Source organism: Coprococcus sp. LG101-27, assembly GCF_027695515.1.
Classification (GTDB): Bacteria; Bacillota; Clostridia; order Lachnospirales; family Lachnospiraceae; genus Allocoprococcus; species Allocoprococcus comes.
This window is the reverse complement of sequence record NZ_JAQEUJ010000010.1, coordinates 68,459-86,776: the sequence shown is the minus strand read 5'-3', so window position 1 is coordinate 86,776 and position 18,318 is coordinate 68,459. Positions and strand designations below refer to the sequence as shown.

Genomic DNA, 18,318 nt, shown 5'->3' with positions numbered 1-18,318 from the left:
GAATGAGAAAGTTACATAAGAAACCACTTATCATGGCAGCAGCAACACTTGCTCTTACCGGAACCCTGGCAGTTGGAAGCGCGATGGCGTATTTTACAACCTATTCGACAGCCGGTGGCGGTGTAACAATGAATATGGGATTTACAGAAACCATCCCAAATGAAACAGTAGATCAAAACGGGAAGCATGTCACGATCAGCAATATCGGTGATTATGACTGCTTCGTAAGAGTAACGGCATTCGCTCCGGTAGCACTTACATACAACGCTCCGGACGGCGGATGGACCGAAATGGTCGACGAGAATGACAAGAATGTCTCCTACTGGTGTTACGACGATGTCCTTCCGGCAGGCAAGACAACCGAACAGGAACTCAATATCACTTATAAGTTCCCGGAAGGGGATGACAAACCAGAAGAATTCAACATCGTAGTTATCCAGGAATGCACACCGGTTCTCTACGACAACGATGGTACACCATACGCCGACTGGAACCACGTAATCAAAGACGACAGCACACAGACGACAGAGTAGGAGGTAATGAGAATGAAAAAGAAAAAGAAATCATTTCCAAAAAAACCTGCCCTGGTTCTGACAGCCGCAGCACTCCTGCTGGTTGGAAGCACTGTCGGCAGTACACGCGCCGCACTCACTTACTACAGTGAGAATTATTCCGCACAGATGAATATGCAGAGTATCGGCGTATCTCTTCTGGAAAATGACAAAGTAGTCAGCAGCCGGGATTATGTATCGAACAATGAATGGAAGGGAACCTCAGAAGGCGAGCTTCTCACAGATCTTCTCGGAAAGGATGATACATTTACACCGGGCAAAAAATATAACGAAGCAATCAGCGTCAAGAACAGCGGTACGATCGACACCTTTGTACGTGTCATCATTACAAAGAGCTGGCAGGACAAAGAAGGAAAGAAGAATACCACTCTTTCACCGGATTTGATCGAGCTGAACTTCCTCACAGACAATGGATGGCAGATTGCAAACGCACAGTCTACGAAAGAGCGTACCGTTCTTTATTATACAAAGGCAGTTGCAGCCGGAGATACCACACCGGCATTATCGGATACACTCCGCATCAATCCTTCGATTGCATCGGATGTAACAAAACATGTAACCGAATCTGAAAAAGGAAAAAGCATCACTTATACTTACAAGTACAATGGCTACACCTTCCACATTGACGCAGAGGTGGATGCAGTTCAGACACACAACGCAAAGGACGCGATCAAGAGTGCCTGGGGCGTGGACATAAATGTATCAGACGACGAAACAACAATGAGCTTACAGTAGGGAGGTACAGAGTATGAAAAAGAAAATTTTGTGCCTCGCCATGACAGTGATAATGGCAGCAGGGGTACACACAACTGCATTTGCAAAGGATTATCAGGGAGCCGACGGATGGCAGGTTAATTTCACCGGCGGCAAGATGGAAAGTAATTTTAAAAGCTCCGATGTGACTGACGAGCTGGCAAATATCCAGCCGGGCGACAGCATCGAGCTCAAGGTTCAGCTTAAGAACTCCGACAGTACGGATACCGACTGGTACATGACCAATGAAGTGATCCAGACACTGGAGGATGCACAGTCTTCCGCAGAAGGTGGTGCTTACGAATACAAGCTGACCTATGTTGGAAGTGACAATGCCGAAAAGGTACTCTATGACAGCTCAACTGTCGGAGGGGAAGGTGCTTCCAAAGCAGGAGAAGGTCTGAAGCAGATCGATAGCTCAACCCAAGAATATTTCTACCTCGGAAGACTTGCTTCCAATAATACCGGAACGGTACACCTTACCGTCGGTGTTGAAGGTGAGACACAGGGCAACGGTTATCAGCTCACACTCGCAAAGCTCCGCATGAACTTTGCAGTAGAAAAGGTTTCAGCCGGCAAAACCATCACCAAGAATAAGATTGTTAAGACAACCAACACCGTTAAGACCGGTGATACCGCAAGAGTTCTTCTCTTCTGTGTGCTTGCACTCATCAGTGGACTGATCCTTCTTGCATATGGTATCTACACACTCAATAAGAACACAAAAAGACGCAGACAGAAAGGAGAGTAAGCAGATGAAAAAATGGAAAAGATTACTGGTTTCTCTTCTGACTGTATCCATGACACTCGGTGCATCCACAATGAGCGTTATGGCAGATGATACTACACCGTATACCTACAAGGTAACATTATCCGCAGGTAACAAAGGAACAATTAACGGACAGAACAAGATCGAGCAGACAAACATTGCTTCCGGTTCTACCGTTACTTTCAATCTGAATGACATCCAGGTAACAGACGACAAGTATTATGTCAAAGGAATCCGTCTCAGCGGACGTGACAATAACGAAACACTTGCGGCTCCTTCCTTTACCGTTGATAAAGATGCCGACTATGTAGTCGCTTACGGAATCAAAGGCAATATGGTTGCCTATACCGTAAATTATCAGGATGCATCCGGTAAATCACTGGCAGAAAGTCAGACATTCTATGGCAATATCGGTGATAAACCGGTCGTTGCTTACCGTTATATTGAAAATTATATTCCAGATGCTCTTGCACTTACGAAGACTTTGAGTGATAATGAATCTGAGAATGTATTTACGTTTACCTACACACCGGGAGCTACAGACCGTATCGTTGAGACAACAACTACCGTCACAATAACAGTTCCTGGAACCGCAACTCCTGCCGGTGCAGCAGGTACAACCGGAGCTGCCGGTACAACAGGTGCAGCCGCCGGTACTGGTACAGGTACTACAGTAGGTGGTGCTACAGCAGGTGGCACTACAGCAGGTGGCACTACAGCGGGTGGTACTACAACAGGCGGTACTGCCGGTGGTACAACGAATGCAGACAATTCTCAGGATACGACAGACGATACGACCACCGCACCGGATGAACAGACACCAAAGTCTCTGGTAGATCTGGATGATGAAGACACTCCAAAAGGAAATATCGATGCGAAAGACAAGACGAGCAAAACTCCGATCGCAGCAGGAATCGCTATTATCGTTGTTGCAGTAGCAGCTCTCGCAGGACTGATCGTATTCTTGAAAAAACGTGCAAAATAAAAAAAGCGCGGCACTAAAGGAGAAGTCTTTTTTGAAGAGAACGAAGAAAAAGAAAAGCCCAGTGGCTGCATTTTGCAGTGCACTGGGCACTGTTTTACTGACAGTACTGATTCTTGCCTGTATTCCGCTGACGCTTCCGAAAGCTTTTGGTTTTCAGATGTATACCGTGATCAGTGGGAGCATGGAACCGGCGATCCCGACGGGAAGCCTGGTCTATGTCCGGTATGAAGAACCAGACACGATCGTCAAAGATGATGTCATTGCTTTTTACAGCAACAATGCAGACGGCTCGATCATCACCCACCGTGTAGTATCCAACAGCCCGGCGATGGGACAGTTTATCACAAAAGGGGATGCCAATAAGGAAAAAGATATGAATCCGATCCCTTACAACAACTACATCGGAAAAGTAAAGCTTTCTGTTCCGGTTGTTGGCGGTATCGCACAGACTGCAACCGGCACTGCTGGAAAGATTGCCGCTGCATCTATGATCGGTCTTGCTTTGATTCTTGAAATCGTTGCTGCCATGCTTGACAGACGCGATGACGAAGACGAATAAGAGAGAACGTTTTTCATTTTAACTTGCTAAAGTGTAAAACATTTGCTAAAATAATATCAGATTGTATTGTCAGAAGAAGATGGGGGAATTTCACAATTCTCCCATTTGTCATATATTGAAAAGAATGGAGAGGTGAATGGATTGTTATCCAACCAGATTTTACAGAGAACAATCAATGAAATAGGGGATATCATCGAGTGTAACTGTTCCATCTGGAACACAGACGGAGTGATGCTTGCAGCTGTAGGTAAGGAGAAGCCTGCAGTAAAAAAAGCTGTCTGCTCATTTTTAAAAGAGCTGGAGGTTACCGGCGTATCGGAGGAGCACCTGGATGAATGCTATGGCCTGTTTCCGGTTTATGATGATGATGAACTGACTTATATTTTCGTGATCGAGCACAATAATGAGATTGATGTGCATACCAGCGGACGCTTAAGTGTCTGCCAGCTGGAGAGCCTTTTAAGATCCGGAAGCGAACGTCTTGACCGTAACCGTTTTATCCAGAACCTGCTCCTGGATAACCTGCTTCTCGTAGATATCTACAATCAGGCGAAAAAGCTTGGTATTACAGTGGAGCAGCGCAGAGTCGTCTATCTGATCGAACCGAAGAATCCGGATGACACGATCGTCCTGGATATGATCCGTGGGATTTATTCCTCGGGAACCGGTGATTTTGTTACTGCCGTAGATGAGGGACATATTATTCTGATCAAGTCCCTTGACAGTACGGATGATTATGATACGATCCGTTCGACTGCCGATATGCTGGTGAATGCGATCAACACCGAAGCTATGGTCAATGTCCGGCTTTCCTTCGGAACCATCATTCCCGAACTCAAAGAGGTCTCACAGTCTTACAAAGAAGCAGGCATGGCTCTGGATGTGGGACGTATCTTCTATCCGGAACGCAATATTTTATCCTACCGCGAACTCGGTATCGGACGGCTGATCCACCAGCTTCCCGTTTCCTTATGCGAGATGTTCCTGGAAGAAGTATTTGCCGGAAATACCGTTGATCAGTTTGACGAAGAAACCTTATCCACAGTTGATAAATTTTTTGAAAACAGCCTGAATATTTCGGAGACAGCGAGACAGCTTTTCGTCCACCGGAATACGCTCGTCTACCGGCTGGAGAAGATCCAGAAGCAGACCGGGCTGGATGTCAGAGTGTTTGAGGACGCCCTGACATTTAAGATTGCTCTGATGGTCGCAGACCACATGAAATTCATAGAAAACAGAAAATAGGAGGACATGATATGGTGAAATTATACGAAGGCGGTGCCTATCTTTTACACGGTACTGAGGTAATTGCAGATGCACCCGATGCACTTGCTGCCGTAAAAAGCAAGACAGGGATTGAGACAACAAAAGAAGCTGCTGCAAAAGAGACAATGGCTTATGGGATCTTAAGTGCGCATAATACTTCCGGTAATATGCAGCAGCTTCAGATCAAATTTGACAAGCTGACTTCGCACGACATTACCTTTGTCGGAATCATCCAGACTGCAAGAGCATCCGGACTGGAGAAATTCCCGATCCCTTATGTTCTGACCAACTGCCATAACTCTCTGTGTGCAGTCGGCGGTACGATCAATGAAGATGACCACATGTTTGGACTGACCTGTGCGAAGAAGTACGGCGGTGTCTATGTTCCGCCTCATCAGGCCGTTATCCACCAGTTTGCCCGTGAAATGCTCGCAGGCGGCGGCAAGATGATCCTTGGTTCTGACAGCCACACCCGTTATGGTGCACTCGGTACCATGGCAATGGGAGAGGGCGGACCGGAACTTGTAAAACAGCTTCTGAACAAGACTTATGATATCAAGATGCCGGGCGTTGTCGGAATCTATCTGGACGGCGAACCGGTGAAAGGTGTCGGACCGCAGGACGTTGCCCTTGCTATCATCGGCGCAACCTTCGGCAATGGCTATGTCAATAACAAGGTCATGGAATTTGTCGGACCTGGCGTTGGCAAATTAAGTGCAGACTTCCGTATCGGAATCGATGTTATGACGACAGAGACAACCTGCCTTTCTTCTATCTGGAGAACCGATGACAAGATCAAAGAGTTCTACGATATCCACGGAAGAAGTGATGACTTCAGGAAACTGGAGCCTGGCGCAGTCGCTTACTATGACGGTCTTGTATACGTCAATTTGAGTGAAATCAAGCCTATGATCGCCATGCCGTTCCATCCGTCCAATGTCTACACCATTGAGGATGTCAATGCCAACCTTGCAGATGTTCTCCACGATGTAGAGCAGCGCGCGCTGGTAAGCCTGGACGGTGCTGTGGATTACTCTCTTCAGGACAAGATCGTAAATGGTAAACTTTATGTCGATCAGGGTATCATCGCAGGCTGTGCCGGTGGCGGTTTTGAAAATATCTGTGCTGCCGCAGACATCATCCGTGGCAAATACATCGGATCAGATGAATTTACCTTCAGTGTTTACCCGGCAAGTACACCGATCTACATGGAGCTTGTGAAAAATGGTGCGGTTGCTGACCTGATGGAAGCCGGTACGATCGTGAAGACAGCCTTCTGCGGACCGTGCTTCGGTGCAGGGGATACCCCGGCAAACAATGCATTTTCCATCCGTCACTCTACCCGTAACTTCCCGAACCGTGAAGGAAGCAAGCTGCAGAGTGGACAGATCGCATCTGTTGCCCTTATGGATGCACGTTCCATTGCCGCAACTGCTGCGAACAAAGGTTTCCTTACTCCGGCAACAGATTTTGATATTGAATACAAGAACCCGACCTACCACTTTGATTCCAGAATTTACGCCAACCGTGTATTTGACAGCCACGGCGTTGCTGATCCTTCGGTTGAGATCAAATTCGGACCGAACATCAAAGACTGGCCGGCAATGAGCGCTCTTCCTGAGAATCTGATCCTGAAGGTCGTATCTGAGATCCACGATCCGGTTACAACGACAGACGAACTGATCCCGTCCGGCGAGACTTCTTCTTATCGTTCCAACCCGCTTGGACTTGCTGAATTTGCACTTTCCAGAAAGGATCCTGCCTATGTAGGACGCGCAAAAGAGGTCCAGAAAGCCCAGAAAGCGATTGAAGCAGGTACTTGTCCACTGGATGTACTGGACGAATTAAAACCGGTGATGGCAGCAATCCAGAAGTCTTATCCGGAAGTCGGCAAAGGAAATATCGGTGTCGGAAGTACCATTTTCGCGGTCAAACCTGGCGATGGTTCTGCCCGTGAACAGGCTGCTTCCTGCCAGAAGGTTCTCGGCGGCTGGGCGAATATTGCGAATGAGTACGCAACCAAACGTTACCGCTCGAACCTGATCAACTGGGGCATGCTTCCGTTTATTACCGAAGAGGAACACACAAAGCTTTCTTTCAGGAACGGTGACTATCTCTTCGTGCCGGATATCCGCAAAGCAGTAGAAGACAAAGCTTCCACGATCAAGGCTTATGTCGTAGGCGATGATCTGAAAGAGATCGATCTGAAACTCGGTGATCTGACGGATGCAGAACGTGAGATCATCCTCAAAGGATGTCTGATCAACTATTACAAAGGTTAATTTTTCTCAGAAAATGATATGATTTCAAAGGGACGGAAATTTTTCTGTCCCTTTTTGCAACACTTCCGACTTTTTTATACTCTTATATACAAAGAACCGATTTTGAGAGGAGGGACTTTATGATCGATGCAATTGCATTTAAAGAATTATATAAGACGGTTTATCAGGATCTGTATCGTTTTGCGCTCTGCATGATGCATCATCCGCAGGATGCAGAAGACGCCGTCAGTGAAGCCGTTCTTTCCGCCTATGAGAATATACATAAATTACGCAAAGAAGAAGCATTCCGTTCCTGGATCTTTCAGATTCTGGCAAATGTGTGCCGCCGGAAGTTAAAGAGCCGTGAACGGACCGAGACCGAGCTGAAAGAAGATCATGCTTCTGCTACATACTGTGACGGACTCCGCACAGATGTCGAGCGTGCTTTTCTTATTCTCGATGAAGACGATCAGCTGATCATCGGCTTATCCGTCTATGGCGGTTACAACAGTAAAGAGATCGGAGAAATGCTAAAAATGAACCCGAATACAGTCCGCTCCCGCAGAAAGCGTGCCCTCGAAAAGATGAGCTGGCTTCTGAAAGAGTAGGATAAAAGAGTAATAGGAGGTGTTTCATATGACAGATCACGAAAAAGAAATACTGGATAAAATAAAACAATCTACGGAAAAAACTCCTGTTCCGGAAAGCCTTGCACCGGATCAGATTATGAAAATGCTGGAAGAGCATAACCGCACTCAGGCTTCCGGACATATCCCGAAAAAGCATGGATTTTCCCGCGGCCACCGGATGCGCGGAGGACTTATCGCTGCCGCACTGGTACTGGTTGTCGGCATTGGCGCCCACATCCGCCAGCAGAATCTTTCTTCAGACTCAGCCACTTCTTCCACAAAAGGCAGTTCTTCAATCGGTACATCCTCCGGTAAGCTTGCCTCTTCCGATACTTTAGAGACGGCAACCGATTATGATGAAGTCTACACATACCTGCAATCTTATCAGGATGAGTTGGATTCTTCATCTGTTACCGGTTCAACCGACGGCGGAATTGTCATGTATTCAACTGAAACAGCCGACAATGGTGCACGTACCGATAGTTCCAGCTCCTCTTCGGATTCTTCAACAGCCTCTGCACGTGCTGTGGATACTTCATTTTCCGATACCAACATCCGCACAGAGGGCGTCGGTGAAGCAGACATTGTAAAAACGGATGGAAGTTATCTTTATACACTGAAAGCAAACTCACAGGAAATTTCCATTGTAGATATCCGGTCTGATCAGATGAAGGTTGTTTCCGGCATTTCGCTGAATGAGAATTTTCAGGCATCCGAATTTTACTTAAGTGACCAGAAGCTTTTTGTCCTTGGCAACATGCAGAACACGCAGGTTGATTCTGATAGCAAGACGTTGTACCGCGGCAGCTGTACCCGTATCCAGACTTACGATCTGACAGATATCAACAATCCGAAATCCATCGGAACCGTGGATCAGAGTGGTTACTACCGCACTTCACGTTTTAAAGACGGATACCTGTATGTATTCAGTGACTATTATATTTACGATACGATCACCAAAAAAGATTATCCTTCCTATGTTCCGCTTGTTGGTGACAATCTTCTGAAGCAGTCGGATATCTATCTCCCAACGAACCATGCAGCAGACCAGTACCTTATTGTCAGCTCCGTTTCCGCTTCCAGTCCGGATAAGGCAGCAGACCAGAAAGCAGTCATGTCTGAGAATGGCGAAGTCTATGTGAGTGAGAACAACATTTATATTTACGAGTATGCGAACAGCAGTATCCTCGCAGATAATCTTGCGGCAAAGAATCAGACGATCCTCCGCAAGCTGTCTTACAATAAAGGAAAACTTTCCGGCTCTGCCCAGGGCAAAGTAAAAGGATATCTGAACGATTCCTTCAGCATTGATGAGTATGACAATACGTTGCGGCTGGTGACAACGGTTACGCACAATGCCGGAAGCTCTTCACAGTCCAATGCAGTCTATGTGCTGGATGCAGATTTGAAAACAATCGGTAAGATCGAGGATCTTGCCAAAAATGAACAGGTCTATTCCGCAAGATTTTTGGGCAATACCGGTTACTTTGTAACTTATGAACAGACAGATCCTTTATTCTCCGTAGACTTTTCCGATCCGGAGAATCCGAAGATCCTTGGCAAGCTGAAAATTCCCGGCTTTTCGGAATACCTGCATTTTTACAGTGATAACCTGCTTCTTGGCATCGGTATGGATACCGACGAAAATGGCATTACAAACGGGGTAAAGATCTCCATGTTTGATATCAGTGATCCTTCGGATGTGAAGGAAGTCAGCAAGTACACACTGGATCAGTACTATTACTCGGATGTTTTTTCTGACTACCGTGCAGCACTGGTTGATCCGGAAAAGAATCTGATCGGCTTTCCGCTTTCCGGATCTGCCAACCAGTATGTGATCCTTTCTTACGATAAAGATCAGGGCTTCCAGGTACAGATGCAGGAGGAAGTCAACGGTAATTCTTATCTTGGAACCCGCGGTGTGTATGCAAACGAAAAGTTCTATGTGATCAATGGAAATGCAATTGAAGCATACCGGATGGGAGACTATGTGAAGATAGATGATCTGCTGCTATAGTGCAGCTTTGCAGAAGGAGCTGCCGCTCCGCATACTTTGTACACCATCCCACCTCATTGTATACACCAAAATCGTATATAATCGAGTAGGCTGACTCCTACTCGATTCTTATACTTTGTACATCATCTCGCTTAACAGCTCGATGATGTACATTCGCCAAATGCAGATCCTTGTGCAAGCACAAATCTGCACTTGGCTCATCGTATACCCAAAAACAGGTGCCCACGGGGATATATCACTAAGATATACTTACGTGGACACCTGTTTTCTATTTTCATTTACCTGTTATTCCACACCGTTAAAGCAGTAGGTACATACCTGGCATGCATCAATCCCGATTGATTTGATCAGATCATCCAGTCTGTGATAACGAAGTGAAGTGAAATTCTGTCTCTTGCGGATTTCCTCCAGCATTGCTGCATACCGGTCACTGTTCGGATCCGCATATTCACCCAGTACATTGACATCATTGTCGCCTTCCCACTCACGGATGATCCTTCTTGTGATCAGATCCAGGTCTGATTTGGAACGGGAGAAGTTCAAATATTTGCATCCGTACAGAAGCGGTGGACATGCCGGGCGGACATGCACTTCTTTTGCGCCACTCTGATACAGGAACTCTGTCGTCTCACGGAGCTGTGTGCCACGCACGATAGAATCATCGATCAGCAGCAGGCTCCTGTCTTCGATCAGACTATGTACCGGGATCAGTTTCATTCTGGCGATCAGATTACGCTGACTCTGTGTTGTCGGCATGAAGGATCTTGGCCAGGTCGGAGTATATTTGATAAATGGTCTTGCATACGGAATACCTGATTCATTTGCATAGCCTATCGCATGAGCGATACCCGAATCCGGAACTCCTGCAACAATATCCACGTCGATCGAATGGTCATCTCTCTGTGCTAAAAGCTTTCCACAGTTGTAACGCATTTCTTCTACACCAACCCCTTCATAAGAAGAAGTAGGATATCCATAGTATACCCACAGGAACGAACAGATTCTCATCTTTTCACATGCAGGACTTACAGTCTCCACAGATTCCGGTGTCACGTAGACGATTTCCCCAGGTCCCAGCTCTTTGTAATCTGTGTATCCAAGGTTGATATATGCAAAGCTTTCAAAGGAAACGCAGTATGCATTCTCTTTCTTTCCGATCACAACCGGTGTACGTCCGAGAAGGTCTCTGGCTGCATAAATTCCATTCTCTGTCAGAAGCAGAAGCGTCATCGAGCCTTCAACTACTGACTGCACATAACGGATTCCCTCAACAAACGAATCCTTTTTACAGATCAATGCCGCAACCAGCTCTGTAGAATTGATCTGTCCATTGGTCATAGACTGAAAATGTGTATGTCCATTTTCATAAAGATTCCGGATTAGCTGATCCGCATTATTGATCTTACCTACTGTCGTAATTCCAAAGCACCCCAGATGCGACTGGATCAGAATTGGCTGTGGATCATAATCTGAAATACATCCAATTCCAATATTTCCCTTCATTGTATCAACATCTTTCTCAAATTTTGTACGGAACGGCGAATTTTCAATATTATGAATCGCTCTCTTCCAGCCATCACTTCCGTAAGTAGCCATACCTCCGCGGCGGGTTCCAAGATGCGAATGATAATCTGTTCCATAAAAAAGATCCAGATTACATGCTTCTTTTGATGCAACGCCAAAAAATCCTCCCATATCTGTAGGTCTCCTTTCTTTATCCCAATGCCATAGCCTGTATTTTTCATCTATTTTTTAGTGTATCATGCATTTATGGACGGAAACAATAGCAAAACCCCGAATATATTGCAAATGGCTATAACTATTTCTAATCGTATTTATAATTGTTTGAATTTTCTGATATATATATTACAATTTCAATTCTTTCTAATTTTACCAAAATTATTTCAAAATTATATTGACAAATAAGTATTTGGGTGTTATTATTAAGTCAATCCAAAAGAAAAGAAGTTCCTGACGAGAAAGGGAATTTCAAAAAGATATTTTTTTAATCTGTTACATAGTTTCATATATACTCGCCAAGAGTATAAGATGAAGAGCCAGATCAGAAAAGGGTAACAAGAATAATTGTTATTTGAAGGTTAGAAAGTTTTAAAAAAGCAACTATACATTTTGGTTATGAGCGTTTTGTAAGCGGAGTGTGTAGAGAACAATTTTTAAAATTGATAATTTATAATAATAAAAGAAAATTGATATCTGACTTCTGAACAGAAAAAAGTATAAGAGAAAAAAAATATCCGGATAAAATTTTGGAACGAGAACGAAAGGAAGGAGGCTTTGACCGTTGGATATTTCATCATCTAAAACTCAATATGTTAATGGTATGGCAAATGTAAATTCCTGTGAGATGAGCCTTAACCATAGATTATAATCCGGTAAGAGAAAAGTTAATGATAAAAAAGGTCGGAGTAGTAGATAAACCGGAAGCGATTATAAGATATAAAAAGATTCAGCATTTGTTGACATATTGAAGTAAATACCACAGTAATTCAAGATCAGAAAATGTGTAAAGAAACATTCATTGATAAGTAAATTTAACAGTGACGAGAAAGCTGATAAATACAAAAATTGAATTACCTGATTATATAAAATAACAAAAGATCAGAATTGATCAAAATCGATTCATATGATTTCATTTTTATAAATTTTATAAAATCTGAATATCATATGAAATGCTCAAAGAACTTACAGGAATAAGAATTACTTAATTCCTCCGATATAAAAATAAAAATTATAAAATAAAAATTACAATTGAATATTCCGAGACAGCCATTTAAAAGATGGCTGTCTCCTTTTTTTCTGTTACCAGCTCCCAATTTGTGAATTTTTTGTAATATTTTTTTAACATTTCTGAAAAATATCAGCCGTAATTTTTGACATTGACAACGCTCTATGATACACTTAGTAAGTAAAATTATAAGACTTTTGTTTTCCGTTTCTGGTACAAAAGTCAGACTTACTGAGGAAAAGTAAAATAATTAATAATAATCATATGAGGTGAGAAACGTTGGATAAATATGAATATCGCGCAAAGACAGAGCAGATGCTTGCGTATGCCGAACAGAAGTCTTACCAGAAAGCGATGTCGATTGCAGATACGATCGACTGGCGTAAAGTAAAAAATACCGCCATGCTCTCTACCGTAAGCGAAATCTATGAAAATGCGGGGGAACTTGGTAAAGCACGTGATACCTTATTTATTGCGTATGATAAAGCACCTTCCAGCAGAAAGGTTGTATACCGCCTGGGAATTATTTCTCTGAAGCTGGGACATTTCGATGAAGCAGCTGATTGCTACGAAGAATTTGTCAAGCTTGCTCCGAAAGATCCAAACCAGTACATTCTCCGGTATAAGATCTTAAAAGCACAGAAAGCGCCAGTCAAAGAACAGATTGAAGCTCTTGAAGATTTCAAGCATTCTGAATACGTTGAAAAATGGGCATATGAACTTGCCAGATTATACGCTGAAGCCGGTATGACTTCCGAATGTCTTGATGAATGTGATGATCTGATTCTCTGGTTCAGCGAAGGTACTTATGTATACCAGGCAATGGAACTTAAAATGAAATACAAACCGCTGACTCCACTTCAGCAGGAAAAATACGATCATCGAAATGATGGTATCGGCCGTAAGGATTCTTCCAAGAGAAAACCTTCCTTCCGAAAATCCAAAGGACGTCCGGAACCGAATCCACGAATTGCAGACAAGGTCCGCAAAGATGTACATGTCACCGACAGTATTGATCTTCCGGATCTTCCAGAGCCAATGGCCCGGACACATGCTTCCGAACCAGAAGCTGAGTCACAGCCAAAAACCCGGATTCGAAGCACTTCCGATATTTCCACAACCATTTCCGGTGCTTCCCTTTCAGATGCCCTGAAAGCCGGTGTTGCCGTTGCAAGTGGTGCAGTTGCTCCTGAATCTGCTTCAGACGATTCACAGATGACCGGTAAGATGAAGATTGAAGAAATTCTTGCCAACTGGGAAGCAACCCAGCGTGAAAATGCAAAGATTCTTGAAAAGAGCCAGGAGGAAGCTGAGAAAGAAAAAGCCCTGCGCGAGAAGAAGAAAGAAGAAGAGGAAGTTCTTGGAGCTACAAAACCAATCCTTTCTGATGATATCCGCAAACTGATGGAACAGCTTGAAAATGGTGAAGAGCCTGAAATCACCGATGAAGATGCTGAAGATTTCGTTGATGATGAAGAAGATGAAGCGACTGAAAGCCCGGAAGATTCATCCAAAGAAGCTTCAGACACTGACGAAGAAGATCCGGAAGAAAATGATTTTGAAGAAATCGTTGACTCCGAAGAAGATGATGAATCGGATGCGGTTTACGATGAAGAAGCTGAATACGAGGATGAGGATGATTCCGAGTATGATGACGACGAGGAATACGAGGATGAAGACGATTCCGAGTATGACGACGACGAGGAATACGAGGATGAAGATGATTCCGAGTATGACGACGACGAGGAATACGAAGATGAAGATGATTCCGAGTATGATGACGACGAGGAATACGAAGATGAAGATGATTCCGAGTATGACGACGACGAGGAATACGAGGATGAAGATGATTCCGAGTATGATGACGACGAAGAATACGAAGATGAGGATGATTCCGAGTATGACGATGAGGAAGAATACGAGGATGAAGACGAAGATGACTACCAGATTGATGATGAATTAGATGAAGATCATAAAGAGGATTTTGATTTTGAAAAAGAATCTGCTCTCGATATCGATGATCATGATTCTGACGAAGATGATGGTGATTTTGCAGACCTTGATTCCTTTGAAGATGAAGAAGAATTAGATAGCAGTGATGATTATCTTGATCTTGAATTTGACGAGAAACCGGCTCCTGAGCCAAAGAAAGAAACTTCAAAATCAGCGCCAACTCCTGATATTGACGAAGTTCTTGAAATCGAAGAACCGTCAGAAGATGAAATCACCGAACGCATGGGTAAATTCGATACCGGATTCGTTGTACAGGGTCGTTACGATCTGAGTGCAACAAGTGAGATCGGACTGAAGCTTGGACTTACTGAAGAGCAGAAGCAGCTGTTCTCTTACTTCGTACCGATCCGTGGTGTTAGCGAACAGCTTGTTGAAATCCTTGATAACGACAAACGTTGCCGTAACCGTTATGGAACTTCCCGCACAGGCAACATCCTGATCCTTGGCCGCAAGGGAAGCGGAAAAACAGTCCTCGCAGTTGATATTGTAAAAGCAATCCAGAAACAGCGCAGACTCAAACAGGGTAAAGTTGCAATCGTAACCGGTGATTCTCTGAACAAAAAGGACATCGGAAGTATCATCGATAAGCTGAACGGTGGCGCACTGATCATCGAAAAAGCTTCCAAGATGAATGACAGAACCATCCGTGAACTGAATGATATGATGGATGAACAGACCGGTGAACTTCTCTTCCTTCTGGAAGACCAGAAGAAACCGCTGGAAAGAATGTTTGCATCCCATCGCGAATTCAAACGTAAATTTACTTCCAGACTGGAGCTTCCGGTATTCATCAATGATGAACTGGTTACATTCGGTCAGACCTATGCTAAGGAAAACGGATACCGTATCGATGAAATGGGAATCCTTGCATTATACAGCCGGATCGATATGATGCAGAGAGAAGATCATGCGGTTACTGTTGCAGAAGTAAAAGAGATCATGGATGAAGCAATTTCACATTCCCAGAAAGCAAATGTAAAACATCTTGTGAAACGGGTATTTGGAAGAAACACTGATAATTCAGACCACATCATCCTGAAAGAAGATGATTTTAAATCATAAGATTTCTACAAAGAACGCGCTTCCGGCGCGTTCTTTTGTATATGCAGACCAAACCGATAACTATAAACAAAGAGTTTTAGACATCTTACATAAGAAGTGTATAAGTTGTCCAAAACTCTTTCTTTTTATCGCTATTTCTAGTATAATATTCCTAAATATCTTTGATAGAAGGTGAATGGGATGGCAGTAAAAAAAACAACAGCACAACAGACCAACACGACCCACAAGACGGCCGTAAAAAAATCTACTGTAAAAAAACCGGCAGCTGCTAAAACTGCTGCTAAAAAGTCTGTAAAAACTGTAACAAAAGATAAACCCGCTGATTATAGAATCGGCGAATTAGATCAATATTTATTCGGACAGGGAACCCATTATGAAATCTATAAAAAAATGGGTGCACATTTTGTAAAAGATGGCAAAAAATCCGGCGTATCTTTCGCAGTATGGGCTCCACATGCCAGATCAGTTTCCGTAATCGGTGAATTCAACGGCTGGAGTGAAGATGCAAACGTTATGAAGCGTCAGGAACCGCTTGGAATCTATACCGCATTTGTTCCGGAAGCACAGCTCGGACAGCTTTACAAGTACTGTATCGAGACACAGACCGGAGATAAGCTTTACAAAGCTGATCCATTTGCGAACAGTGCAGAGTTGAGACCGGGAACTGCCTCAAGGATTGCTGATATCTCCCATTTAAAATGGAGTGACAGTGTCTGGATGAAGCACCGGGCAGAATGGGATTTCCATTCCTCACCGATTTCCATTTATGAAGCACATATCGGTTCCTGGATGCGCCATCCGGGACGTGAAGATGAGGGGTTCTACAGCTACCGTGAATTTGCGCATGCAGCTACAGACTACATAAAAAAGATGGGGTATACTCATATCGAATTGATGGGAATTTCAGAATACCCATTTGACGGCTCCTGGGGATATCAGGTGACCGGATATTATGCTCCGACCTCCCGTTATGGTACGCCGGAAGATTTCGCATATATGATCAATTATTTCCATAAGAATAAGATTGGCGTAATCCTAGACTGGGTACCGGCACATTTTCCACGCGATGCACACGGACTCGCTGATTTTGACGGCACAGCTACCTTTGAATATGCAGATCCTAAGAAAGGGGAACATCCGGACTGGGGAACCAAGATCTTCGATTATGGTAAAGCAGAAGTTAAGAACTTCCTGATCGCCAACGCACTGTTCTGGATCGAACATTATCACATCGATGGTCTCCGCGTAGATGCTGTTGCTTCCATGCTGTATCTTGATTACGGTAAAGAAGACGGTCAGTGGATCGCCAACAAATACGGCAGCAATGAGAATCTGGAAGCAATCGAATTTTTCAAGCATCTGAATTCCGTTACTACCGGACGTAACCCTGGCGCACTGATGATCGCAGAAGAATCCACTGCATGGCCAAAAGTAACGGGCAAACCGGAAGATGATGGTCTTGGATTCAGCCTGAAGTGGAACATGGGATGGATGCATGACTTTACCGAATACATGAAGCTGGATCCATATTTCCGCAAAGGCGACCACTACGGTATGACATTTGCCTTAACCTATGCATACAGCGAGAATTATATTCTTGTATTATCACATGATGAAGTGGTACATCTAAAATGTTCTATGCTCAATAAGATGCCTGGTCTTGGATTTGAGAAATTCGCCAACCTGAAAGTCGGATATGCTTTCATGATGGGACATCCTGGCAAGAAGCTTCTTTTCATGGGACAGGATTTCGGACAGCTACGTGAGTGGAGCGAGGCGCGTGAGCTTGACTGGTATCTCCTTGCAGAGCCGGAGCATCAGGCACTCCAGAATTTCTACCGTGACCTGCTGCATCTTTACACACACAACAAAGCCATGTATGAACAGGATACCTGCATGGAAGGCTTTGAGTGGGTCAATGCAGATGACAGCTCACGAAGTATTTACAGCTTCATCCGTCATTCAAAGGGCGCAAAAAAGAACCTTTTATTCGTATGTAACTTCACACCGATCGAACGACCGGAGTACCGTGTCGGCGTACCACGCGGCAAACAGTACCGCCTGGTACTGAACAGTGATGAATTGCAGTATGGCGGAAGCGGAAAAGCCCGCCCGGCAGTATATAAAGCAAAGAAACAGGAATGTGATGGAAGACCATATTCATTTGGTTACGATCTTCCGCCATACGGTGTTGCTGTATTCGAATTTTAACATAGCAAGTCAATGCAATCTGCGCAAAATATTCATCATACGAATAATTGATTCCACCAATTATTTTCTTAACATTTCCCGGATTCGTTCTTCCAGAGTTTCTTCTGGAAGAACTCCGGTTGTATATCCACAGATTTTTCCATCTCTGTACACCACAAACGTCGGTACGATCTCAATGCCTATATACTCTGCAATCTCTTTCGATATATCAATATCAATCTTATAAAAAATCCATTTTCCCTGATACCGGCTGGCAATCCTTTCCACAACAGGATACATCATTCCGCACTTTGGACACCATGATGCGTAAAACTCCACAATTACCGGCATCCTCTGCTTTCCGACTGTATTTTCATAATCCTTCGTGATCAATGCGATACCCATACACTTTCCTCATTTCTGCCATCTCAGGCTATGTAAAAAGGACTGGATTTAGTGGCATCCACATTTCGGGTTTAAGATTTTATAGACTTCC

13 protein-coding genes are annotated in these 18,318 nt (G+C 44.1%); 11 read left to right on the top strand and 2 right to left on the bottom strand.

All coding sequences use genetic code 11. From position 1 onward, the window contains the following. Positions 1-2 precede the first annotated feature (2 nt). From PG766_RS08935 to PG766_RS08895, 9 genes are all read left to right on the top strand, one after another. Complete coding sequence (locus tag PG766_RS08935) at positions 3-533, top strand: hypothetical protein (RefSeq protein ID WP_173699846.1); 531 nt, start codon at positions 3-5, stop codon at positions 531-533. A gap of 12 nt (positions 534-545) precedes the next feature. Then, the gene (locus PG766_RS08930; RefSeq protein ID WP_243257361.1) at positions 546-1,307 is read left to right on the top strand and encodes a hypothetical protein; all 762 of its coding nucleotides are present in this window, start codon (positions 546-548) and stop codon (positions 1,305-1,307) included. A 13-nt stretch (positions 1,308-1,320) separates the two neighbouring features. Then, positions 1,321-2,076, top strand: coding sequence for a sortase B protein-sorting domain-containing protein (locus PG766_RS08925; RefSeq protein WP_173699842.1), 756 nt, complete (start codon positions 1,321-1,323; stop codon positions 2,074-2,076). A 4-nt stretch (positions 2,077-2,080) separates the two neighbouring features. Continuing rightward, complete coding sequence (locus PG766_RS08920; protein WP_270590744.1) at positions 2,081-3,079, top strand: MucBP domain-containing protein; 999 nt, start codon at positions 2,081-2,083, stop codon at positions 3,077-3,079. A 31-nt stretch (positions 3,080-3,110) separates the two neighbouring features. Next, positions 3,111-3,638, top strand: a complete 528-nt coding sequence (locus tag PG766_RS08915; RefSeq protein WP_173699838.1) for a signal peptidase I — start codon at positions 3,111-3,113, stop codon at positions 3,636-3,638. Between the two features lie 141 nt (positions 3,639-3,779). Beyond that, positions 3,780-4,883, top strand: coding sequence for a PucR family transcriptional regulator (locus PG766_RS08910; RefSeq protein WP_117835936.1), 1,104 nt, complete (start codon positions 3,780-3,782; stop codon positions 4,881-4,883). Positions 4,884-4,894: 11 nt separating this feature from the next. Continuing rightward, positions 4,895-7,186, top strand: a complete 2,292-nt coding sequence (locus tag PG766_RS08905; protein ID WP_173699836.1) for a hydratase — start codon at positions 4,895-4,897, stop codon at positions 7,184-7,186. 119 nt (positions 7,187-7,305) lie between these two features. Continuing rightward, positions 7,306-7,773: an RNA polymerase sigma factor gene (locus tag PG766_RS08900; protein WP_117558118.1), complete on the top strand. Its 468-nt coding sequence runs from the start codon at positions 7,306-7,308 to the stop codon at positions 7,771-7,773. A 28-nt stretch (positions 7,774-7,801) separates the two neighbouring features. Next, complete coding sequence (locus tag PG766_RS08895) at positions 7,802-9,811, top strand: beta-propeller domain-containing protein (RefSeq protein WP_173699834.1); 2,010 nt, start codon at positions 7,802-7,804, stop codon at positions 9,809-9,811. Between the two features lie 285 nt (positions 9,812-10,096). On the opposite strand, the gene PG766_RS08890 is transcribed toward PG766_RS08895, so the two are convergent. Then, on the bottom strand, positions 10,097-11,506 hold the full coding sequence (locus tag PG766_RS08890; RefSeq protein WP_055155981.1) for an amidophosphoribosyltransferase: 1,410 nt from the start codon (positions 11,504-11,506) through the stop codon (positions 10,097-10,099). Between the two features lie 1,330 nt (positions 11,507-12,836). Between PG766_RS08890 and PG766_RS08885 the strand changes: the two genes are divergently transcribed. Together PG766_RS08885 and glgB are read left to right on the top strand one after the other, a co-directional pair. After that, positions 12,837-15,632: a tetratricopeptide repeat protein gene (locus PG766_RS08885; protein WP_270590743.1), complete on the top strand. Its 2,796-nt coding sequence runs from the start codon at positions 12,837-12,839 to the stop codon at positions 15,630-15,632. A gap of 180 nt (positions 15,633-15,812) precedes the next feature. Continuing rightward, entirely contained in the window at positions 15,813-17,843 is a 2,031-nt protein-coding gene (gene glgB / locus PG766_RS08880) for a 1,4-alpha-glucan branching protein GlgB (protein WP_270590742.1), read from the top strand. A 60-nt stretch (positions 17,844-17,903) separates the two neighbouring features. On the opposite strand, the gene PG766_RS08875 is transcribed toward glgB, so the two are convergent. Beyond that, on the bottom strand, positions 17,904-18,227 hold the full coding sequence (locus tag PG766_RS08875; protein WP_008371132.1) for a thioredoxin family protein: 324 nt from the start codon (positions 18,225-18,227) through the stop codon (positions 17,904-17,906). Positions 18,228-18,318 lie beyond the last annotated feature (91 nt).